At 38.8% G+C, this 22523-nt stretch carries 27 protein-coding genes; 1 reads left to right on the top strand and 26 read right to left on the bottom strand.

All coding sequences use genetic code 11. The annotated features are described in order from the left end of the window. Window positions 1-61: 61 nt before the first annotated feature. The 9 genes from JT739_RS03630 to JT739_RS03670 all read right to left on the bottom strand — a co-directional run bounded on the left by JT739_RS03630 (window position 62) and on the right by JT739_RS03670 (window position 8722). Complete coding sequence (locus JT739_RS03630) at window positions 62-220, bottom strand: hypothetical protein (protein ID WP_237659733.1); 159 nt, start codon at window positions 218-220, stop codon at window positions 62-64. A 25-nt stretch (window positions 221-245) separates the two neighbouring features. Then, complete coding sequence (locus JT739_RS03635; RefSeq protein WP_237659734.1) at window positions 246-1427, bottom strand: YgeY family selenium metabolism-linked hydrolase; 1182 nt, start codon at window positions 1425-1427, stop codon at window positions 246-248. Between the two features lie 18 nt (window positions 1428-1445). Then, window positions 1446-2669 carry a diaminopropionate ammonia-lyase gene (gene dpaL, locus JT739_RS03640; RefSeq protein WP_237659735.1) on the bottom strand — a complete coding sequence of 408 codons (1224 nt, stop codon included), beginning with the start codon at window positions 2667-2669 and terminating at the stop codon, window positions 1446-1448. 299 nt (window positions 2670-2968) lie between these two features. Then, entirely contained in the window at window positions 2969-4690 is a 1722-nt protein-coding gene (locus JT739_RS03645) for a sigma 54-interacting transcriptional regulator (protein WP_370642568.1), read from the bottom strand. Between the two features lie 248 nt (window positions 4691-4938). Further along, complete coding sequence (locus JT739_RS03650; protein WP_237659758.1) at window positions 4939-5100, bottom strand: DUF951 domain-containing protein; 162 nt, start codon at window positions 5098-5100, stop codon at window positions 4939-4941. 26 nt (window positions 5101-5126) lie between these two features. After that, window positions 5127-5984, bottom strand: coding sequence for a mechanosensitive ion channel family protein (locus JT739_RS03655; RefSeq protein ID WP_237659737.1), 858 nt, complete (start codon window positions 5982-5984; stop codon window positions 5127-5129). Between the two features lie 16 nt (window positions 5985-6000). Continuing rightward, window positions 6001-6567 (bottom strand): CvpA family protein, encoded by a 567-nt coding sequence (locus JT739_RS03660; RefSeq protein ID WP_237659738.1) that lies wholly within the window; start codon window positions 6565-6567, stop codon window positions 6001-6003. Continuing rightward, window positions 6568-7656, bottom strand: coding sequence for a hypothetical protein (locus JT739_RS03665; RefSeq protein ID WP_237659739.1), 1089 nt, complete (start codon window positions 7654-7656; stop codon window positions 6568-6570). A gap of 22 nt (window positions 7657-7678) precedes the next feature. Further along, window positions 7679-8722: a hypothetical protein gene (locus JT739_RS03670; RefSeq protein ID WP_237659740.1), complete on the bottom strand. Its 1044-nt coding sequence runs from the start codon at window positions 8720-8722 to the stop codon at window positions 7679-7681. Between the two features lie 128 nt (window positions 8723-8850). Here JT739_RS03670 and yyaC point away from each other — a divergent pair, with 128 nt between their 5' ends. After that, complete coding sequence (gene yyaC / locus JT739_RS03675; RefSeq protein ID WP_237659741.1) at window positions 8851-9465, top strand: spore protease YyaC; 615 nt, start codon at window positions 8851-8853, stop codon at window positions 9463-9465. Window positions 9466-9477: 12 nt separating this feature from the next. On the opposite strand, the gene JT739_RS03680 is transcribed toward yyaC, so the two are convergent. The 17 genes from JT739_RS03680 to rpmH form a co-directional block, all read right to left on the bottom strand. After that, the gene (locus tag JT739_RS03680) at window positions 9478-9768 is read right to left on the bottom strand and encodes a YkuS family protein (RefSeq protein ID WP_237659742.1); all 291 of its coding nucleotides are present in this window, start codon (window positions 9766-9768) and stop codon (window positions 9478-9480) included. A 30-nt stretch (window positions 9769-9798) separates the two neighbouring features. Next, window positions 9799-10674 carry a diacylglycerol kinase family protein gene (locus JT739_RS03685; RefSeq protein WP_237659743.1) on the bottom strand — a complete coding sequence of 292 codons (876 nt, stop codon included), beginning with the start codon at window positions 10672-10674 and terminating at the stop codon, window positions 9799-9801. Between the two features lie 32 nt (window positions 10675-10706). Then, complete coding sequence (locus JT739_RS03690; RefSeq protein WP_237659744.1) at window positions 10707-11123, bottom strand: polymer-forming cytoskeletal protein; 417 nt, start codon at window positions 11121-11123, stop codon at window positions 10707-10709. A 13-nt stretch (window positions 11124-11136) separates the two neighbouring features. After that, window positions 11137-12048, bottom strand: coding sequence for a peptidoglycan DD-metalloendopeptidase family protein (locus JT739_RS03695; protein ID WP_237659745.1), 912 nt, complete (start codon window positions 12046-12048; stop codon window positions 11137-11139). 108 nt (window positions 12049-12156) lie between these two features. Then, a complete protein-coding gene (locus tag JT739_RS03700) occupies window positions 12157-12669 on the bottom strand; it encodes a DUF4446 family protein (RefSeq protein WP_237659746.1) in 513 nt (170 codons plus the stop codon). 62 nt (window positions 12670-12731) lie between these two features. Beyond that, on the bottom strand, window positions 12732-13424 hold the full coding sequence (locus tag JT739_RS03705; RefSeq protein ID WP_237659747.1) for a DUF554 domain-containing protein: 693 nt from the start codon (window positions 13422-13424) through the stop codon (window positions 12732-12734). A 91-nt stretch (window positions 13425-13515) separates the two neighbouring features. Beyond that, window positions 13516-14358 carry a ParB/RepB/Spo0J family partition protein gene (locus tag JT739_RS03710; protein WP_237659748.1) on the bottom strand — a complete coding sequence of 281 codons (843 nt, stop codon included), beginning with the start codon at window positions 14356-14358 and terminating at the stop codon, window positions 13516-13518. After that, entirely contained in the window at window positions 14351-15112 is a 762-nt protein-coding gene (locus tag JT739_RS03715) for a ParA family protein (protein WP_237659749.1), read from the bottom strand. The genes JT739_RS03710 and JT739_RS03715 overlap by 8 nt, the downstream gene beginning before the upstream one ends. Before the next feature lie 156 nt (window positions 15113-15268). After that, entirely contained in the window at window positions 15269-16075 is an 807-nt protein-coding gene (gene noc, locus JT739_RS03720; RefSeq protein WP_237659750.1) for a nucleoid occlusion protein, read from the bottom strand. A 148-nt stretch (window positions 16076-16223) separates the two neighbouring features. Beyond that, a complete protein-coding gene (gene rsmG / locus JT739_RS03725) occupies window positions 16224-16940 on the bottom strand; it encodes a 16S rRNA (guanine(527)-N(7))-methyltransferase RsmG (RefSeq protein WP_237659751.1) in 717 nt (238 codons plus the stop codon). Next, window positions 16937-18820 carry a tRNA uridine-5-carboxymethylaminomethyl(34) synthesis enzyme MnmG gene (mnmG, locus tag JT739_RS03730; protein ID WP_237659752.1) on the bottom strand — a complete coding sequence of 628 codons (1884 nt, stop codon included), beginning with the start codon at window positions 18818-18820 and terminating at the stop codon, window positions 16937-16939. The genes rsmG and mnmG overlap by 4 nt, the downstream gene beginning before the upstream one ends. A gap of 10 nt (window positions 18821-18830) precedes the next feature. Continuing rightward, window positions 18831-20222, bottom strand: coding sequence for a tRNA uridine-5-carboxymethylaminomethyl(34) synthesis GTPase MnmE (gene mnmE, locus JT739_RS03735; protein ID WP_237659753.1), 1392 nt, complete (start codon window positions 20220-20222; stop codon window positions 18831-18833). A gap of 57 nt (window positions 20223-20279) precedes the next feature. Continuing rightward, window positions 20280-20894 carry an RNA-binding cell elongation regulator Jag/EloR gene (jag, locus tag JT739_RS03740; RefSeq protein ID WP_237659754.1) on the bottom strand — a complete coding sequence of 205 codons (615 nt, stop codon included), beginning with the start codon at window positions 20892-20894 and terminating at the stop codon, window positions 20280-20282. A gap of 1 nt (window position 20895) precedes the next feature. Then, window positions 20896-21525 (bottom strand): YidC/Oxa1 family membrane protein insertase, encoded by a 630-nt coding sequence (locus tag JT739_RS03745; RefSeq protein ID WP_237659755.1) that lies wholly within the window; start codon window positions 21523-21525, stop codon window positions 20896-20898. A 36-nt stretch (window positions 21526-21561) separates the two neighbouring features. Continuing rightward, window positions 21562-21747: a membrane protein insertion efficiency factor YidD gene (gene yidD, locus JT739_RS03750; protein ID WP_237659759.1), complete on the bottom strand. Its 186-nt coding sequence runs from the start codon at window positions 21745-21747 to the stop codon at window positions 21562-21564. Beyond that, window positions 21731-22102 (bottom strand): ribonuclease P protein component, encoded by a 372-nt coding sequence (rnpA, locus tag JT739_RS03755; RefSeq protein WP_237659756.1) that lies wholly within the window; start codon window positions 22100-22102, stop codon window positions 21731-21733. Before rnpA ends, yidD begins: the two co-directional genes overlap by 17 nt. 67 nt (window positions 22103-22169) lie before the next feature. Continuing rightward, window positions 22170-22304, bottom strand: coding sequence for a 50S ribosomal protein L34 (gene rpmH / locus JT739_RS03760; RefSeq protein WP_237659757.1), 135 nt, complete (start codon window positions 22302-22304; stop codon window positions 22170-22172). Window positions 22305-22523: the final 219 nt, after the last annotated feature.

Here is a 22523-nt window from a genome sequence, read left to right on the forward strand (position 1 = left end):
TGTAATTTTATAACATATTTTGAAAATGAAGCACTTTGTAGAAAGCCAACACAGACACTTTTCATATGGCAACCTGGTAGTGGAAAAACGTTGCGGTATAAAATATCCAAATAGCAAGGGCACTGAACCAGCGCACAGCTTTACTATTATTATACCTGTAAGTGAGTATATCCTCGTCAACGACAGAACCATTTTTTATGACTATGTCAAAATCACCCATTAAAACCCCTCCTTTTCATCTTTTTTTAATCTAATAAAGCCTTGATAATCCCGTAATAGCCGCGTGTTGCCTTTAATAATTGATCGATTTCTATATGCTCATCAACTGTATGGGCCAGGTTTTCCTTGGATGGTCCAAACCCTATGGTCTTAATGTTTGCCTCACCTGCATAATGGCTTCCGTTGGTGCAAAAAGAGTAATGAGTTATACTTGGGTTTAGACCAGCGTCTTTTAATCCTTGAAAAGCTTTTCGAATAAAATCTTCCTCTTCATCAAAAAGCCACGCAGGGAAAAATCTTTCGCCTTGTATTTTATTGCCGGTATAGCAATTTTCCTCACCAACTGCATAATAGGCTTTAGCTTTAAAGTGTGGGTCTTCTTTTTCTGATTCCAGTATGATATCTTGTATTGGTTTTAAGACACTTTCCTTAGTTTCTCCTATCAATAATCTTCTGTCAAAAGTTACCTTACAGTAATCCGGTACAACTGAAGCACCTGGATAAGGCGATGATTTAATATCTGTAAGTTCTAAAATCCCATCACCTAAAAAATCGTGATGAGTGAGCTCAATCTGACGTATCTTCTGCAATAATTTCATCATGTTGTAAACTGCATTTATCCCGTTTTGAGGGTTTGACGAATGAGCTGCCTTCCCGTAAGTTTCTACGACTATTTCCGCTCTTCCCCTTTGACCTCGTTTCAAATTACATTCGGATGCTTCCCCGATGACCACATAGTCCGGTTTTACTTTTTTGCTGACGTTGCTGGATGCTATACCTTCGAAGCACTCTTCATGGACAACTCCGGCCACATATATATCTCCCGCAAAATTCCTTCCTGTATCTTTAGCAAAATTTGCAGCAGCACATACCATAGCACTGAGGGCACCTTTCATATCAGTCGCTCCTCTACCATATATCCTGCCGTCTTCAATAACTCCTCCAAAAGGTTCTTTTGTCCATTGGGCTTCATCAACGGGTACAGTATCCATATGGCCGTCGAATAGAATTATTTTGCCAGGGCGTTTGCCTTTGATATGGCCTACCACGTTTCCATACTCATCGGTAAAAACGTCATCAAAGCCCATTTCTTTGAAAACATTGCCGAGTTTTTCTGCCAGTATCCCCTCCTCTCCTGAATAGCTTTTGATTCTAATCAATTCCTGACAAAGCTTTATTACCTGACTTTGCCTTTCCTCTGTCAACATGTAAACCACTCCCTGAAATTAATTTGCAAATGCTCCATCCCAAACTATTTTCCGGTAGGCGAAGGGATCTGTATCACCTTCGGTGCTAATTAGCAATATCTTGGATTGTTCATTAATTTTTAATAGTTCTTTCATGTTTTTTAGCTCCTGTTTTTCTACTATCAAGCTCAGCAAGCCCATTCCAACGGCTCCGGATTCTCCCGAAATTATTTGCGGGTCGCCTTTTAGCGGACTTCCTAGAATTCTTACTCCTCTTGCCGCCACATAATCTGGACATGAAACAAACATATCCGCATAGTCTCTTAGAATTTCCCAACTTATAGTATTTGGCACTCCACAAGCAAGGCCTGACATGATGGTGGATAATTCACCAGTTACAGCATGAGGTTTTCCGTCGTTAATTTTGGCAGACTTAAAAATACAGGCTGCATTTTCAGGCTCAACTATTATCGTTATTGGGCGTGTACGCTTATCATATTTTGAAGCTAAATAACCCTGAACGGCACCGGCAAAAGAACCGACTCCCGCCTGAAGGAAAACATGTGTTGGCTTAGCTTCTCCCAAAGCTTCTATTTGTTCTATGGCCTCATCTATCAAAGTTCCGTACCCCTGCATTATCCATAGTGGTATATCCTCATACCCTGGCCATGCTGTATCTTGCACAATCACGCCACCGTTTTCTTTTGCATATTTGGTAGCTAGCTTTACAGAATCATCATAGTTAAAATCTGTTACGAAGACTTCTGCACCTTCTTTTTTAATATTGTTAACGCGTATTATTGACGATCCTTTTGGCATGAACACTACAGATTTTTGACCAAGCTGATTGGCAGTCCAGGCCACCCCTCGACCATGATTGCCATCGGTAGCGGTTACAAAAGTAATATCCCCCAACTTTTCTTTTATTTCTTTTGATCGCAGTTTTTCAAAAGACAATTCTTCTATTGGTAAACCAGCTTTTTTGCTTAAATACTTGCCGATGGCAAAAGACCCTCCCAACACCTTAAAAGCGTTAAGACCGAATCTATACGATTCGTCCTTTACCCATATCTTATTTACTCCAAATTCTTTAGCCAGATTATCTAATGCGAATAGAGGCGTAATTTTGTATTCGGAAAAGCTTTTATGATACTCCCTTACTTTCCTGATCTTCTCTTGTGACATGACATTTATAGGTGCTTTTGCGTCATAATCCTTCCTATCTTTTTTGTTACAGATAAATTCGATTTGTAAACTGTTCATTACTACATACCACCTTCACTTAATAGTCTAGTTGCGAATAAATTTAATGTTTTTGCAACATCAAACTGTATAACATTATGTAGCAACTTTTATGCCAGTTTCCGAATACTGCAAAATAATATTTACATAAAAGGAATACCTTGATACGGCAAGGTTAAGCTAATATCGTTATGTTATAAATAAAATAATTGCCGAGGTAGAATAAATTAGTTATTTATCATATTGATAAATTCTAAACTTTATTAATCTTAGATCATCGATTTTCTCAATAAAAAAACCTTTATCATAATGATAAAGGTTTATTCCAGACTATACTTCTTTATCTTTCTATACAAAGTAGCAATGCCTATGCCCAGTGCTTCGGCTGCCTTTTGTTTTCCTGTGACGCTGCCTCCGTATAAATCCAAAGCGCGCTTTATTAAATCTATTTCCATTTTTTCCAGTGGGATTAAATCATTATGTTTATTTAAATCAAACCGTATTTTTTGCGGAAGTAAACTAACGCTTATTATTCCGTTTTGGTCCAGCATGTTTATCATGTACTCAACTGTATTTTCCAATTCTCTGACATTGCCCTGCCAGTCATATTTATATAAGAAATCCCATACTTCGTTTTCAAAACCCACGACTCTTTTTTTAAACAGTGCAGTGTATTTGCGAACAAAATAATCTGTCAGTACACGAATGTCTTCTTTCCTTTCTCTCAATGGCGGTATGTTAATGGGTAATACATTCAACCTGTAATATAAGTCTTCACGAAAGGATCCTTCTTCAATGAGTTTTTCAAGATTTTTGTTTGTTGCAGCAATTACTCTCACATCAACGGGTATAGGCTTATTGGATCCTAGCCGAACAACCTCCTTTTGCTCCAAGACTCTGAGCAGTTTTGCTTGCAAATATAGGGGCATGTCACCTATCTCATCTAAAAAGAGAGTTCCGGTATTGGCAAATTCCACTTTACCGATTTTACCCTTCGGATCTGCACCGGTAAAAGCACCTTTTACATATCCAAAAAGTTCACTTTCAAGTAAGGTATCCGGCACCGCAGCACAATTAATGGCTACAAAAGGATTATTGCTCCTTTTACTTTCCATGTGTATTGCCCTGGCAAATAGCTCTTTGCCAGTTCCACTTTCTCCTGTTATTAGCACCGTTGAAGAAGATTGGGCAATTTTTTTTACCTTGCTTTTAAGTATTTTCATTGATGATGATTCTCCGATAATATTTTTAAGGCCCATATCTTCTTTAGTTGTCGTAGCAGAAAAAATCTTATGCTTTAAAGAGTTTATATCAGTAAAAATAAAAACTTTACTGTACTTGAAGTTGCTTTGCAAAATCCTATATTCTTCTCCCGCGATTATATATGTTTTTTTCGGCATGATTAGCTCATATTCTTTCATATTAATAACAGTATTGCCCGTAGCCCTTAGCTTTATATGAAGATTTTTATCTGAGTCAACTTCCAGAATTTTTTTGGCAATACTGTTTAAACTCGACACTTTGCCTTCTTCATCTGCGATAATTACACCTTGATCCATTTTATCGATTATGTGATTTAGCATATCGATTATCATCAACATGTTTTCTTTTTCTATTTCCTCTTTAGCCTTTGTTGAAATGAGATCCGATATCTGCTCTAAAAACTCGGCAAAAGTATCAAAATTATGTAATATATGCTCCTTTTGCTCATTATTAAAACATACGAAGCCTATAACGCCAATCACTTTTTCCCCGGTACTTATCGGCATGCTCATTTCAAAGGTTTCTTCACAATATCCCTGTTTTAACAGCTTGGGACAATTTGTACAAATTTTGTGTCTACCTGGTTCTTTTATGATTTTTCTCTTACCTGTTTTAATTACTTCTTTATACACATAACCTTCATGTTCGATATTTTTATTGATTCTGCCTGCAAACATGCCTGTCCCTGCTATTCTGTCTAAATTTTCGTCTACGATTTCTACATCGACTTTTAATATCTGGGATAGTACATTAGCGTATTTTGCTACAGTATCCTGCATATTTTTTAATAAACTCGCCAATTAAATTTCCCCCAGTTTGCTACTGCAGGCTATAAAGAAATTACAGCTGTAGCAGAAATTTAACTTTAAAAAAAGGCAATAAAATGATAATGACAAAAAAGTTAGATATCATAAGCAGATTATATTTTCAAGTTTTTTTGGGCAAGCCTATAATTGCAGGGAGATGCTGTTTATTTTAACCATACCTATAGTCTCATAACATCTTTATATAAATAACAAAAACTGTTCTATCGAGGCTGTTCTGTAGTTATAATCTTTTTAACCGCTTTTTCAAATTTACGCCGAGGTATCATCACTTTACGTCCACACCCCATGCACTTTATTCCAAAGTCCATGCCCATTCGCCAGATCTGCCAATTATCGCTGCCACAGGGGTGTTTTTTCTTCATCTGAACTATATCTCCTATGTTGAATGTCACAGTTCTTCCCCCTTGCTCTGTCTGTTGATATAAACCATTCGTGGATAGGGTTTTTCTATGCCTTCATCCTTAAATTTTTCTAAAACCGCCTTCCGGATTTCCCTTTCTACACTCCACTGCTGCATAGGCACTGTCTTGGCCATAAGTGACACAACGATTTCTGTAGGCCCCAAATTTGATATTCCAAGTACTGTAGGCCCCTCTACAATGTCGTTTCTCTTTTCTCTGACCTTACGGCAAACATCTTCCAAGGCTCTTAAAACCTTGTCTAGATCTTCCTCATAGGATATATTAATATTTACCAAAGCCCTCATCATTCCGCGAGAATGGTTGGTGACTAAGGTAATTTCGCCATTTGGGATAATATGAATCTGCCCGCCAAAATCCCGAATCTTAGTGGTCCTAAGCCCCATTTCATCAACTATTCCCGCAACTCCGGCAGCTTCTACATAATCGCCTACGTTGAACTGATCTTCAAATATCAGAAAAAATCCTGATATGACGTCTTTTACAAGATTTTGAGCTCCGAAACCTACCGCAAGACCCCCAACTCCTGCTGCTGCAAGTAATGAGGAGGTATTTACCCCTATAATTTCTAATATATTTAAGGCAGCCATAAAGTATGTAACATATCTTATCATGCTCTTCAAAAGGCTAGCCAGAGTCTTCCTCTTATTTTCATCGAAATTCCGATATTCACTTTTACCCATAAAAAATATGCGGGCTACAAATCTATCAGCAATCTTTATAATAAATGCCGAAACAATCAGGACTATAACAATTTTAACCAGTGGTATTATAGATGTTGGAAGTTGATTAATTACGGAATTATATGCCTGAACTATATCCTCCAATGTGAACACCTCATTTCTAAATTAATTTTACCACAATAGGACTTATGAAGTCTAAAAATCTTAGGTGATTTAAGATGTAAGATGTGCTTATTAACTTATCCAAAATACTGCCCGGAAAAAGCATTAAAAACGGCGATGTAACCGCACTAATCAGTGCAAACCACAAAGCCGTTCCCGCGATGCCAAAGACTGTTCCCATAAGCCTGTCTAGTAAGGTCAAACCTGATATTTTTATAATTCCGCTGATAAAATGTGCCGGTATTAAAAAAACTAACTGCACCAGTAAAAACACCAGGAAAAATCCTATGGCTCCTTGGACAAGCTCCATTATGCTTTTCACATTTATTACGCTAAGCGCCTCCGAGTCGCTTATGGTTGGCAAAAGCATGATACTGCTTAAATATCTATCTATTGCCAATTTTGAATTTAAAAAACTTACCGCATCATCTCTGTAAAAAATTCCTACAAATAACGCTACAACAACTCCCGCAGTCTTAAAAGCAGATACCACAAAACCTCTGCAAAAGCCCTGCACAGCGCTTTTTATTAAGATAATAAGCAAAATAATATCAAGCCAGTTCATTTAATTCCCCCCGTACAAGCTTTCGAACAACAGACTCTCATTCTCCTGAATTGCTATGATACGGTTTTTATCTGTAACTTGCAATTCCTTTATGCCTTTTTGTTTTATATTCGATACCAAAAGACCTTCCTGCGATAAAACCATGACCCCATAATCATCTACAATATATATAAAATCCCCGTATTTTTCAACCAGGTTTGCCCGAGTATCAAGGCTGTATGAACAGACCTGCTTGCCAATACCCGATATCATAATAAGCTGAAGATGCATATCTTTACTCAAATTTCCCATGTTCTCCTCAACTACAACTATAGTGAAACCATCGCTGCCCATATCCCCGCGCAAAACTTGGCCTTTAAATTTATGTTCCCACAGCACCTTACCGTCATAATCCATTAAATATGCCCTATCACCTGCTATGACACCGATGCCTTGGGAAATTGCCTCAACGTGATATAGGGGCTCCGAATATGTATTATCCAATAAAATTTCCCCCTCAGAGCCTATGACCACAAGTCTTGACATCGCCTTATCATCGATTATATTCAAGGCAGTATAAATTCCTTTAGGATGAACGCTGCCCGATATAATGCTGCCTGTAAAGGGCAGCTGCCACATTATATTGCCTGAGTCTGATAACAATATGCCGTATTCTTCGCTTTGAAGTTTTCCCGACAAAAGCAAGTATTTGTCTTGGAAACATAGGATCCTTATCTTATCTGGCAAATCTGACTTTTGAAAAACTTCTGTGCTATCGCTATCCAGCAGCGTGAGCAACTTGTCTCGCATGACGACTATCCCTTCAGGTCCCATCCACAGAAGATTCTCGTGAAGCTTTAAATCCCATACGGCTTTGCCATTTGACAAAATCTTTTTTAAATTGCCGCTGTGATAATTGTAATAGGAATCATCTCCCGCCCACGAAAGCTTTCCCTCAACTTTTAGGATTGGGTTTGGAGACTTTGTCTGAAAAAGGGCATTTTTCGAAAAACCTATGGGATTTGTGTTCAAAATTAATGTTACCGCTAGTATGACCAAAAGCAAAAGGCCGCAGAAGATGGACGGCCTAAGGACAGTCCTTCTGCTCATGCTATCACCCCGTATTTATTATTTATATAATTCTATTTTTGGGGCTTAAAAACCTTCTTATTACCAATAAAATGGTAAAGAATATACCCGCTTTTCCAAAAAAGGGATAGATTTGTTTGATTAAACCGGCAAAACTGTATTTTGTAAGGGGTATTCCGATAAATAAAAAATTTAATGCACTTTTGTACCTAATACCAAGTCTCTTAGAAATGCTTTTAGCAAAGGAAAATCCTAAACCCAATGCGGTTGTGAACATTGCAGCAAGTAGCGCTGTTATGGAGGATAGGTATAAAAAATTGCCATGCTGCCTTGCCACCCAAAGTAGTGGAATCTGGACACCTGAGAGCAGCTGGAAATTTGCCCAGGTAATAAACCACATTAAAGTTCCCATTGACATAATTCCAAAGGCACCGATTGCCGCTGCCCCTAATGCTGCACTCTCTTTATCTGTATATGACCCCAGTGATGAAAGTACAACCAGTGCCAATGTAATATTATAGCTGACGTAAGTTACTGACGATACCAGCCAACCCCTTTTCGCAAATGGCATATCTATATTGTACGAAATTCCCTGCCAGTCTTTAAAGCAAAAAAACCCGATTGCCGCTGTAATAATAAGGATTATAGCCACTAAAATCTTGTTTAATTCTGCAAGACCGCTCATCTCTTTGTTTAAACACCATACAATGACAATGCTAAAAATTATTACTGCATACGTGTAGTTTAGACTCAAACTTTCATTTAAAACCGCTCCGCACCCTGATAGCATGATATAGTAACCCGCTAGGCAAAATATATCGGTCATCAGGTCAAATAGCAATGTTAATTTTTCTCCAGCTAGGGGCAGCAAAATATCCCTTGCACATTGTGATTTCTGACGTATTGCTTGTTTCAGTATGATATATCCTAAAACAAAAAAGAAAAATGTGGCAGTTAATATGCCTAGGAAACCGTACTTCCCGTAAACGGTAAAAAAGCTGATAATTTCTTGCCCTGAAGCAAATCCTGCACCAATCAATGTCCCTATGTAAATGGCTCCAAGGCCCACTTCGTCTTTTAGGTTCAAGCTGTACCCCTCCTGAATTCGTTTACCACATAAATATGATTAAAAAATTAAACTATGCGCATAATTTAATATGAATACTAAAAAGTGGTTATACATATAATGTTACAAAGTTTTTCAGGAGGAAAGTTATGTTATTTGAAGATATTTATACTAAACATAGGGACCTGCGGGTACATATTGATTCTCCCGTTGCATATAATATGTTTTGCAACTATTTTGTAAAAACCCTTGCTGATACATATAATGAAGGGCCACTTGTCATCATGTGTATAGGCACAGACCGTTCCACAGGAGACGCTCTGGGACCTTTGGTAGGAGAACGGCTCCACAAAGTGTGCAAGTACGCCAAAGTTTTCGGAAACTTGGAAGAGCCTGTTCACGCAGTAAATCTTGAAAAGGTTTTAGACAAGGTGCAAAGTACATATAAGAATCCCTTTATAATTGCTATCGATGCTTCCTTAGGCCGCTCGGAAAATGTGGGCACAATTAAAATAGCACCCGGTGCATTAAAGCCAGGTGCCGGCGTTAATAAGAACTTGCCGCCGGTAGGCGATTTTCACGTTACAGGAGTGGTCAATGTGGCCGGTTTTATGGAATATCTGGTTTTGCAAAACACCAGACTTTTTACAGTTATGAAGATGGTGGATATTATATCGGTGGGGATTTTAGAAGGCTTGGAACTCTTCTTTGGAAAAAATAAATCTAAAATAAACACGGTGACTGAGTTAGTAATGGAGCGCTAACATCTTTAAAAATTATATAATCGGCTCATAAACTCGGTTTTTTATTATTTCATATATTTCATGAGGGGTTTTATTTTGGGCATTTACAAGCAGCACCCCGAAGGAATCTCTGTCTGCAAAATACATTGGATCGGATTCTGACATTATTGCCTCCGTCTTTATTTCAGATAGAGGGCTGTTTCTGTATACAACGGCATCAACTTGAAAACTACCCTTTCCCCAGTCAACTACATGAAAGCCTTTGTCTTGTAAATACTCTCTAATATCTTCTAAGCCTTCCTCCAAAGCTACAACCCTCTTCATAAAATAAGCACCTCCGCCTTAATATTTTTTTCAGGCGGAGGTGAAATTATTCCCTATTACTTTCAATGCCTTTGGTATTATTGAAAATGTAACCGGTGTAAATCCTATGATTTCTCCATCTGCTTGCGCCACCGTCTGCGCGTCAAATTCTATTTTTACATTTTTGCCTCTTATAACTTCAAAAGCCTTAATGTCCTTATGACTGCCATTAAACACCTTAGGAAAAAATCTCACAAAATCAAGTTTACTTATTTCATTTACCAAACAAATATCAAATAAACCATCATCTATTTTAGCGTCAGGGCTGATTTTCATACCGCCTCCGAAGTATTTCCCATTTGCCACTGCCGCTAACCACAATTTTCTATGGTATGTCTTGCCGTCAATTTCAATTATAGCTTTTCGTGGAGAATATCGAAACAGAGTCCATAAAACGCTTACCGTATATGCCAAAGTGCCTCTCAAAAATTTTGTATTCTCATTGGTGTTTAATGTTTCAGCATCAAAGCCAGCACCTGCCACGTTGATAAAATAACCTTTATCATATTTTCCAAGATCAACTTCTAAACTTTGACCTTTTTCGACAACAACAAGGGCATCAATGGGTTTCTGGGGAATATTTAATGTTTTTGCAAAATCATTTCCTGATCCAGCAGGGATTATGCCAAGCTCTATGTCGGTTCCGGCTATACCATTTACTACTTCAGATACGGTTCCATCTCCCCCAACTGCCACAACTCTCGTAAAACCTTGTTTTGCAACATCTGCGGCAATTCTAGCGGCGTCACCAGGTGCCTTAGTAAGGACAGACTCGTAGGAGCAATTTATGTTGGCCTTTATGTCGTTCCATATTTTGAAACTGCTGTTTCGACCGGCAACGGGATTTACTATGAACAGTGTTTTCATGCTTTTCCCCTTAGTTAAAAACAAACCCAATTTTACGTTGGGTTTGCCTTAAGCTTTGTATCACTTTTTACGAGTTTTAAATTTTTGTCGCTTGCGTCACAGTTCATTTCACACTTGCCGTCAAAAAATGCTCCGTCTTCAATGACCAGCGTCCCTACTTTTATGTCACCTAAAACCTTTCCAGTGCTTTTTATTACAAGCTTACCTTCCAGAAAAAGATTTCCCTGGTAAGCTCCTGCTATTATGGCATTTTGGGCCGTAATTTTTCCTTCAACTTTTCCGCTGTCAGTTATAATCAAGTCCTTTTCACATAGTATGTCACCCTGGAAATTTCCCTCAATTCTAAGCAGACCAGATGTCTTTATTTCACCGGTCAGCTTTGCCTCTTTCCCAAGTATAGTGTCGATTTTATCTGTAGTTGCTATGGACTCGCTCTTCTTTTTTAACATGTCATCCCCTCTCTCATTTCAAAAAATCGGCAGGGTCTTTTAGTTGCCCGTTAACTTTTACCATATAGTGCAAATGTGGACCGGTGCTCCTACCGGAACTTCCCACTTTTGCGATAACCTGACCTTTCTTTACCTGCTGGCCTGTTTTTACAAGTGTGCTTGAAAGGTGACAATACGATGTCTCATAGCCGTAGCCATGACTAATAGTCACAGTCCTGCCGTACCCGGTTTTATATCCGGCAAAAGTGACCACCCCATCAGCCGCAGCGGCTACTGCTGACCCATAAGGTGCTGCAATGTCAAGGCCGTCATGAAATTCTTGCCTGCTGCTAAAAGGTGATTTTCGATATCCAAAACGGGATGAGATTGTACCGGAGACCGGATAGATCGAAGGTGTATGAGATAGGCGCTCAGACCTTTCTATAACCGCATCCTTTAACTCTTTTAAACTTTGCTCCTGCTCAGGGATTTTTTGTTCTAATAGCTGCAGTTGTCTGAGGGCCCTTTGCCGGTCTAAACCACTACGGCTGGCAAGCACTTGCCGCGTCAAACTTGACTGGCTATCTTGTCTGTTTATGGTTTGCTTGAGAGCAGGATCTTCTTTTAACAGTTCCCTCAACTCATTATCCAGCTGTTCCAGTTCCTGCATTCTTTCTTCCAGTTGGCCAGTTTTTTGCAAAAACTGCTGCAGCTGCTGTTGAAGCACATTGTAGTCTTTAGCTACAATTTCTAATTCTTCGGTGTCTCGTTTTAGTTTTGTATATGAAATATAAAAATTTGATGCAAAAATTACTGTCCCTACGAGAATTACCGCCAACAGACTACACAAAATTTTCAAGGCTTTTATGGAAACAGATATGGAAAAGGTGGATTTGCCTGAGTGAGGAATTATCATCATTGTAAACCTATGTTTTTCTGCATTCACACCTTTTTTGCCACCCCTGTTTTATGTAATAATGGACAACATGTCCAAAAATATAATTCGCCATAATATTGAAAAATCCTTCCTATACAGGAAAATTGAGGTGGTTATTTAGGTCTTAGACAAAATCGCCTTTTTTAATACTTCCAGCTCTTCAGGTGAAAGGGTATATTTGCTTACCCCTTCAACTACAGGTTTTAAATATACCCGGTTTTCATCGCGGCCATATATGCTGGTTATTAGAATTCCGGTATTTTTATCATTTAGCAAAGCTACGGAAAAGCTCAAATCACTGCCCATATCGGGAAATGCATTGTAACGCTTAAAATATACTTTGCTAATAGTTTTATGACTAAATTCCTGGAGGCTAGCCACCAACTTTTTAAGCTCAGTTAATTCCATTTGAAGTTGATTTAGGTTTTTCATCTGGTTTAGTATTAGTTCTTCAAGGTTTTTCCCTTCTGCACCTTCAGTAAGCTCTCTATACTTTTTTGTTATCTTAGCTAGTCTCAAGTTTACGCTTATAAATGCAATAAGTATTATTACTGATAAAATTAATACCCCTGATAACAGGGTCTCAATGTTGGCTGCAACAAAGTTATTTATCATATTTATATATTCCATGGCTATCAATATTCCCCCATTAAATCAGCTGTAAAACCTTCTGAGATTTTAAATAGCGTTTATTATATTGGTAGATTCGCAAAAAGTGCTGCTAAAGCTACTGAAACAAATATTGAAGGTAGTAGATTGCCTATTTTTATATTCACATTAATTCCTAACATATTCAAACCTATGCCAAAAATTAAAAGTCCCCCCGTAGCTGACATTTCGGTTATGATGCTATCGGTCAGAAATGCCTTTATAAACGAAGCTGCCAAAGTAATGGCCCCTTGATATACAAAAACCGGAAGCGCAGAAAAGGCTACGCCTATGCCCATACTCGACGAAAATACCACTGCAGAAACGCCGTCAAGAATGGATTTTATGAAGAGTATACTGTGATCGCCTTCAAGGCCGCTTTGAATGGAGCCTATAACCGCCATGGCACCTACACAGTATATGAGACTGGCAGAAACAAAGGCCCTGGTAAAGTTTCCGTCTTCACCAGAAAAGCGGGCTTCCAGTTTTGATCCGAAGTTATTGAGCCTGGCTTCAATTTTTAGCACTTCGCCCAAAATACCTCCAATTACCATACTGAGGGTAACTATCAGCATATTTTCTGTTTCTATAGCCATAGAAAGCCCTATCAACATAACTGTTAAACTCAATCCGTGCATAACTGTGTTTTTTATATTATCACTAAATCGGCCCTTTAGTGAGTTGCCAAGCAGTGTTCCTATTATAATTGTTGCCGCATTAACAATTGTCCCAAGCAATGCACTCTCTCCTTAATATTCATTTTGTTTTTGTCTTAATGGTTGTAAATGGACCATGTTGTTAAACAGGACATGTTTCACGTGAAACATTTTACTCAACGATAGTCTCCAGTATTCGTTCCAGCTCATCACTAGAGTAAAATTCAATTTCTATCTTGCCGCGCTTTTCATTGCCTTTTATTTTGACTCTAGTGCCAAGAATTCGCTGCAGTCTCTCGGTAATATCCAATATGACTGGGTTAATTTCTTTAAGCTTTTTACTCGCCGTTTTACTTTTTTCTTTAGAAATCTTTTTAGCGATTTCTTCAGTTTGCCTTACTGATAGAGCTTCTTCGCTAATTTTTCTTGCCAGTTTAAGCCTTTCACTGCTGTCCTGTATCGAAAGGAGAGCCCTGGCATGGCCTGCAGTTAATTTATCTTGAGAAACCAAGTCCTGAATTTCTTTGTCTAGGTTTAGCAGTCTTACTGTATTGGCAATTTGCGATCTGCTTTTTCCTACCCTCTTTGATAGCTCTTCTTGAGTTAATCCAAAGTCATTCATCAAACTTTTATAAGCAAGGGCTTCTTCCATGGGATTTAAATCTTCCCGCTGTAGGTTTTCAATGAGAGCTATCTCCATCACTTCAGCATCAGAAAGTTCTCTTACAATTGCGGGGATTTTTTGTATTCCAGCTTTAGCCGCTGCCCGCCATCTTCGTTCTCCAGCAACCAGCTCATATAAACTGCCTTTTTTCCTTAAAATAACCGGCTGCAAGACTCCATGTTGCTTCATGGAGGTTGCAAGCTCGTCCAGTTTTGCTTCATCAAAATCTTTTCTGGGCTGTTTGTCATTAGCAACTATTTTTGCTATATCAATCTCCTGTACATTTTCATCACTTTTGCCTACAGCAGGGATCAATGCTTCAAGCCCTCTGCCGAGTCCGCGTTTAGTCAATGCCCAAAACCTCCTTTGCTAAATCCATATATACCTCTGAGCCCCTTGATTTTGAATCATAATTAATGATGGGTTTGCCGTGGCTTGGTGCTTCGCTGAGGCGCACATTTCTCGGAATGATAGTTCTGTAAACTTTATTCCTAAAGTACTTCTTCACTTCTTCCACTACTTGTATAGATAAATTGGTCCTGGCATCAAACATTGTAAGTAGCACGCCTTCTACTTCTAATTTTTTATTTAAATGCTTCTGCACTAAATTTATGGTGTTCATGAGTTGTCCCAAACCTTCCAATGCATAATACTCGCATTGAATCGGCACAAGTACCGTATCAGCTGCTGTCAAAGCATTTAAAGTCAAGAGGCCAAGGGATGGAGGACAGTCTATTATTATAAAATCATATTCATCTTTTACATCTTCGATAGCATTTTTTAATTTGTATTCTCGAGAAATAGCGGGAACCAGCTCGATTTCAGCTCCAGCCAGCTGAATGTTTGATGGCAGCAGGTACAGATTTTTATAAGCGGTCTTTACTATGTTGTCTTTAATTGGCTCTTCATTTATAAGCACATTGTATATGGTGTTTTGGGTAGTCATCTTATCTACACCTGTACCGCTGGTGCTGTTGCCCTGTGGGTCAATGTCTATGAGCAATACTTTTTGATCTAATACTCCTAAACATGCTGCCAAGTTTACAGAAGTAGTGGTCTTGCCCACTCCTCCTTTTTGGTTAGCAATAGCAATAACTCTTGCCATAAATCTCGAAACAATCAGCGTTTCATGCGCTTGTTGTTTCCTGACCTCCCTTCGATCTGCGTGTATGTATATTTATATAATTTTCTTTGTCATTGCGCTTTTTCCTTCTTTTTGATATGACTTATTTTACGTTTTAAGCAAAAAAAAAAGGCTCATTTACCTTTTTGGTAGCTGAACCTGCAATTCAATAAATTCACCTTTATCTATTTCCTTATACTCAGCTTGAATCCCGGTTTCTTTTATAGTTTTTACCAGTTTGCGCACTGAATTTAAGAAGATCCTTACATCTTTTATGGCAATTTTAAAGGATTTGCTCTTTTCTTCTTTTTTATTATCATTAATTTTTTTGATAGTCCGGTCGATCAGTTCTTCTGTTTCCCGGACACTTAATTTCTTCTCAACTACTTCTTTTAAAACTTGCATTTGAAGCTCTTTATCAGGCAATTTTAACAGTGAACGGGCGTGACGCTCAGATAACTTTTCCTGGGAAATAATATTTATTATTTCAGGTGGAAGCTTGAGTATCCTCATCTTGTTTGCAATTGTTGACTGGCTTTTCCCTAGCTTCATTGCCAGCTCTTCCTGTGTCACACCGCACTCTTGAATCAGCTGTCTATAGCCTTCTGCTTCTTCAATAAAATTTAAATCTTCCCTTTGAATATTCTCAATAAGTGCCAGTATAGCAGTGTCCATGTCTTTTACGTCTTTGATAATTGCCGGTATTTCTTTAAGACCTGCCTTCTTACATGCCCTCCACCGGCGCTCACCGGCAATTATCTCATACCCCTTGCGCCCATTTCGCCTGACGACTATGGGCTGCAACACACCGTAACTTTTAATGGAATCGGTAAGCTCGTCCAATGATTCGTCGTTAAAAGTTTTCCTGGGTTGATATATATTTGGCTGTATTTCATCAAGGGGTATGTTCACGACATTGAGGTTAGACCTAGAAGGCCCCCACATACTCGACCCCCCTTATAAGTCATATTATTATATTTGTATATGGTAAAAAATGATATTGTATATTTATTCTATATTTGCTTCTTATTTCCTTCTTTGAGATTTATAAACCGTTTGCCATAAAATCCAGCTATTTGACATATTTGTCGAACTATAGAGGCCTTTTTTCAGGAATTCCCGGCCTGCGAGGATACTTTTCGGGACATTCACTGACCTTTGAAATAAATATCAAGCTTCGAGGCAAATCTTCCTGCAATAAATACGCCCTGCAATCTTTTACAGTGCCTCCCAAAACTTCAATGGCCTTTTTTGCCATATGAAGCTCTGCTTCAGGAGATTTGCCTTTCATGGCAATAAAAGTGCCGCCAACTTTGACAAAAGGCAAGCACAGCTCGGATAGAGTATTTAACGCAGACACAGCTCTAGCTGTGGCTACATCAAAAGATTCACGGTAACGGGAATTATGAGCTACGGCCTCTGCACGCTCATTTATAACTTCAACATCAGGTAAATTCATATCATCAACTATCCACTTTAAAAACATGGTCTTTTTACCAACTGATTCAAGTAAAGTAAGTTTTACATCTGGTCTATATAATTTGACAATGAGGCCAGGTATGCCAGGCCCTGTTCCCACATCTATTAGCCGTGCTCCTTTTTTGATATCTCCCAATTTGCACAGCATTAGCGAATCTATGACATGCCTGATGGCAAAATCCTCAGGCTCAGTTATATTCGTTAGATTTGTCTTTTTGTTCCATTGCAAAAGCTGAGTTTTAAAATAATCGAATTGCCGAATATTATCTGCCGTAAGCAAAATACGGTGTTTTTCAGCCTGCTCTTTTAAGCAATCTACAAAGGCATTCATGATTTACTTTTCCTTCTCTTTGTTTCAAGATAAATCATAAGTACGGTAATATCAGAAGGGTTGACCCCTGATATTCTGGACGCCTGACCTATGGAAATGGGCTTTACCTTTTTCAGCTTTTCTCTGCCTTCAAAACTTAGTCCATAAACTTCGTCATAATCTATGTCTGCAGGAATCTTTCTGTTTTCCATTTTTTTAAACTGCTCTACTTCAGCTATTTGACGCTTTATATACCCTTCGTAGGCAATGGCAATTTCCACCTGCTCAATAACTTCTTTAGGCAATGGCTTTCTAAGATCATCTAAAATCTTGATTTTTTCATAGTCAAGCTCAGGCCGCTTTAAAAGTTCAGCTAGACTAGAAGGAGTATTGATAGTTGCGGTTTCAAGCTGACTTAGCATTTCATTTGTCTGGGCTGTAGGCGTTATTTTAGTAGAACGCAAGCGCTCTATCTCATTTTCAATCATGGTCTTTTTCTCTAAAAATTTTTTATACATTTTATCACTTATAAGGCCCACTTTGTAACCTATGTCCATCAGGCGCAAATCAGCATTGTCGTGGCGAAGTAGCAGCCTGTATTCGGCTCTTGATGTAAGCACCCTGTAGGGCTCATTTACACCCTTTGTAACCAAGTCATCGATTAAGACGCCGATGTAAGCATCCGAGCGGCTTAAAATGAGAGGCTCCTTTTCCTTTATCTTTAATGCCGCATTAATACCTGCTATAAGGCCCTGGGCAGCAGCCTCCTCATAGCCAGAAGTGCCGTTTACCTGGCCTGCCATATATAAACCCTGTATGGCTTTGCTTTCTAACGTAGGCTTTAATTGCGTAGGAACCACATAATCGTATTCAATGGCATATCCAAATCTCATAATCTTAGCATTTTCCAATCCTTTTATAGAGCGGGTCATAGCTATCTGGACATCCGCCGGAAGGCTTGTTGAAAGCCCCTGCACATACATTTCCTTATTGTTTACACCTTCCGGCTCTATGAAAATCTGATGGCTTGTCTTATCTTTAAAATTCACCACTTTCATTTCAACACTTGGACAGTACCTTGGTCCAGTGCCTTTTATTTCGCCAGTATAAAGGGGTGCCCTGTAGAGGTTGTCGGTGATTATTTTATGGGTAACTTCATTTGTGTAAGTCAGCCAGCATGGTATCTGCTCCCGGTCGATTTTATCTGTGGCATAGGAAAAGGGTATTATAACATCATCTCCGGGCTGAACTATCATCTTTGAAAAATCCACAGAATCTCTGTGAATTCTTGGGGGCGTGCCCGTTTTAAACCTGCCCAGCTCAAAGCCAAGACTCTCCAAAGACTTTGAAAGCTCATTGGCAGGGAAAAGCCCGCTGGGCCCGCTGCTGTAGCTGACATCACCAATAACCACTCTGCCTCTGAGGTACACACCGGTGGTTATAATCACGGCCTTAGCTTTATATATGCCGCCGGTTTTAGTGACAACACCAGCGACCCTTTCTCCTTCCACCAGAATTCTCACCACTTCTTCCTGGACTATGTCCAGGTTTTCCTGGCACTCCAGTGTGTACTTCATGCTGATAGAATATGCTCTTTTATCCAATTGTGCCCGAAGGGCCCTAACGGCAGGCCCCTTTTTTGTATTGAGCATGCGCATTTGAATAAGGTTTTTGTCCACATTCCTGGCCATTTGGCCACCTAAAGCATCAATTTCCCTTACCAAATTGCCCTTGCCCGGACCGCCTATTGAAGGATTACAGGCCATGAGCGCAATGCTTTCTAAATTAATGGCAAAGACCACGGTCTTTAAGCCCATTCGGGAAGTAGCCAGTGCCGCTTCGCACCCTGCATGACCGGCACCTACCACGGCCACATCATATGTTCCCACATTATATTCCATGCTTTCACCCTCATTTACCGATACAAAATTTCTCGAAAATAGTGCTTATTATATCCTCAGTTACCGTATCTCCAGTAATTTCACCTAATTTTTGCCAAGCATCTCTTATATCAAGTTCTACCATTTCAATAGGTACAAAACTTTTAATAGCCAAAAGAGCCCTGTCTAAGAAATTATACGCTGCTTCTATAGCTTGGCGCTGGCGCTCTCCGGCCCCAATTAAGCCTTCATCTCCAATACCACCTATTTTAGCTGTGATTACTTCATAGATGGCATTTTTTAAATCCTGGATACCCTCTTGCTTAAGAGCCGAAATCTTTACAATTCTTTCTGCGGGGATCATTCGCTTTACATCTTCTTCATCTATTTTGGCAGGTAAATCCACCTTGTTTATTACTACAATAGTGGTTTTATCTTTTATCAATTTTATGAGATTTATGTCATCCTGTGTAAGCTCCCGGGATATATCTATCAGCAAAAGCACCAGCTCGGCCTCTTCCAGGTATTTTATGGCACGCTGTATTCCAATTCTTTCAACTTCATCGGCGGTCTCTCTTATTCCGGCAGTGTCTATTATCTTTATTGGAATTCCATTTATGTCGATGTACTCTTCAATAATATCCCGGGTAGTTCCGGGTATGTCGGTCACAATTGCCCTTTCTTCATCAAGGAGGGCATTTAGCAGTGAGGACTTGCCCACATTGGTATTGCCAAGAATCAGTGTTGCAAGGCCTTCCCTTATAACTCGACCGGCACTGATGCGCTTTAACAAATCTCCTACGGCTTCCTTGACATCACCGACCTCTTTTGCAATATAGTCAGTACTTGCCTCAGGAATATCATCTTCAGGAAAGTCAATGTTGGCCGCAATATGAGCAAGGACATCCAGCAATCTATGGCGTATAGCATTTATTTTATTAGACAAACCTCCGGAAAGTTGGCGATTGGCAAGGGAAAGGGCCTTATCTGTTTTCGCCCTGATAATATCTATAACCGCTTCAGCCTGTGACAGGTCAATTCTTCCGTTTAGAAAAGCCCTTTTTGTAAACTCTCCAGGCTCTGCCAGGCGCGCTCCGGAATCAAGGACTAATCGCAAAATCCTCTTTTGGGCAGCAAGGCCACCGTGGCAATTGATTTCAACCATATCCTCTCTGGTGTACGTATGAGGAGATTTAAAAAAGGCAATAAGCACCTCATCGACTATTTCATCATTAAAGTCAACGATATTGCCCAAATACAGCTTTCTGCTTTCAAATTCCTTGATATTTTTTTGTCGAGGCTTAAAAATTTCTTTTGCAATTTCAAAAGATTTAGGCCCTGAAATCCTTACTATGCCAATGCCACCTTCGCCGATAGCTGTAGAAATGGCCGCAATAGTATCAGAACTTTCTACTATCTTCATAATTTATCCCCGCTTTAAATAAGCCCCAAAGCTTTACGCCCTGGGGCCTTAATTTATTTACTTTAATGAAATTACAACTCTCCTATTGGGTTCTTTACCTATGCTTTTTGTTGTAACCCTAGGGTCTGTTTGCAAAGCCGTATGTATAATACGACGCTCATTGGGATACATTGGTTCAAGGGTTATGCTCCGCTTAGTTTCCTTTACTCGATCTGCCATCTTCAACGCCAGACGCTGTAGGGTTTTCTCTCGTTTTTCCCTGTAATTTTCCGCATCCAATAAAACCCTTATGAAATCCTTCGAATTCCGATTTACAACTAAAGACGTTAAATATTGAATAGCATCTAAAGTATTTCCGCGTTTTCCTATAAGGATTCCAGTGTTTTCACCAATAATTTCCAAATTTAGCACATTACCTTCTAATGAATTTTTAATTTCTGCATTGCAATCAAAAAACTTTAAGAGACCCTTTAAAAAATCGCGGGCAATTTGATCAGGTTTAGGCTTTACTATCACTTTAACCTTTGCCTGTTTTGACAAAAAACCAAGTATCCCCCTGTTGCCTTCATCCAAAATCTCTACTTCCACTTCATCACGGCTTACCTGCAATTCCTCCAAAGCCTTCTGAATAGCTTCATCTACAGTCTTTCCCTGTTTTTCTACAGTCTTCATTTCATTTTACATCCTCCTTGGCAAGAGCTCCCGGGCGGGCAAATATTAGCTGTTGAATAATCTGCACCAAGTTGCTCACTACCCAGTATAAAGCTAGTCCTGCTGCAAATTTTAGCGCAAACCAACCTATCATCAATGGCATGACTATATTCATTGACGCATTGGCACTATCAGTGCCTGCTGGTGTAGACAATTTTGTCTGCAAATATGTAGTTACTGCTGCTAAAATAGGCAGAATATATGTAGTATCGGGTGCACTTAAATCCTTTATCCATAAAAAACTTGCCCCGCCAAAATCATAAGTTTGAAAGACTCTAAAGAGCGCTATAATAAAGGGGAACTGAATTAGTAAGGGAAGGCAACCTCCCATTGGATTTACATTATTTTCCCTGTATAATTTCAATATCTCCTCATTTAGCTTATCAGGATTATTTTTATATTTTTGTTGAAGTTCTTTCTGCTTAGGCGCGATTTCCTGCATTTTCTTTAAGGAACGTAGCTGCATAAAATTAAAGGGAACTAAAACTAGTTTAATCAACACAGTAAGTAAAATTATTGCAACACCGTAATTATTAGTGTACGTATAAATCCAATCCATTAACTGCTTCATTAGCTCTTGAAGAAATGCCATTAACCGATCCCCCTTAGTTTTAAAAATTAAATATATTTAAACGGGGTCATATCCGCCGGGATTAAATGGGTGGCACCTTAATATACGCTTTAACGACTTAATTCCGCCTTTTACCACCCCGTATTTTTCAATTGCAGCTATGGCATAATCCGAACAAGTGGGATAAAACCTACAACTTCTCGGTTTTAAAGGAGAAATAAATTTTTTATAACAAATTATCATTAAAATTATAAACTTTTTTAACACTGTATATGCGCCCTCTTTTCATAAGGCCAATTAATTCTTTTTCCATCGCTTTAAAGTCTAACTGCACAGAAGAAGGCTTTGCTGATACAACAATATCATAACCCTGTTTTATATAATCATAATTTAACCTTACGATTTCCTTAATACGCCTTTTTATTTTGTTTCTGACTACACTTTTTCCTACTTTCTTAGACACAGAAACACCTAAGCGGGAAAAATTCAGCTCATTTTTTTTGATGTACATAGTAAAAAAAAGGCTAGACAAACGCCTTCCCGTTTTGTACACCTTTATAAATTCAAAATTTTTAGTTAATCTTAAGGATTTTTTCAATATAAATCCTCCGAAAAGAATATTTCATCTTTAAGCGACCTAAAAGGCCGCTTAAAGTAAAATGCCACTAAGCAGTTAACCGCTTTCTCCCTTTTAGACGTCTTCTTTTTAAAATATTTCTCCCGCTCTTTGTGAGCATGCGCTTTCTGAAGCCGTGTACACGCTTTCTGTATCTGCGTCTAGGCTGATATGTGCGCTTCATCCGCTTCCACCTCCGACTCCTAATATTAGAAAAATTTGTATTGTTTCCGAACTTGACTATTTTAGATTATAACTTATAACGCAATTCACTGTCAAGAAATTGGCTGAGAGCAAAAATAAGCTTAAAAAATAAGGTTAATTGTAAAATTAAATGCGACAGTAAAAAAGTTGAACCATAGCGTGAAACCCGATATGATGTTGGTTGGCAAAAAACTAACAC

Source organism: Tepidanaerobacter sp. GT38, assembly GCF_021991635.1.
In the GTDB taxonomy this organism is placed as follows: Bacteria; Bacillota; Thermosediminibacteria; order Thermosediminibacterales; family Tepidanaerobacteraceae; genus DTU063.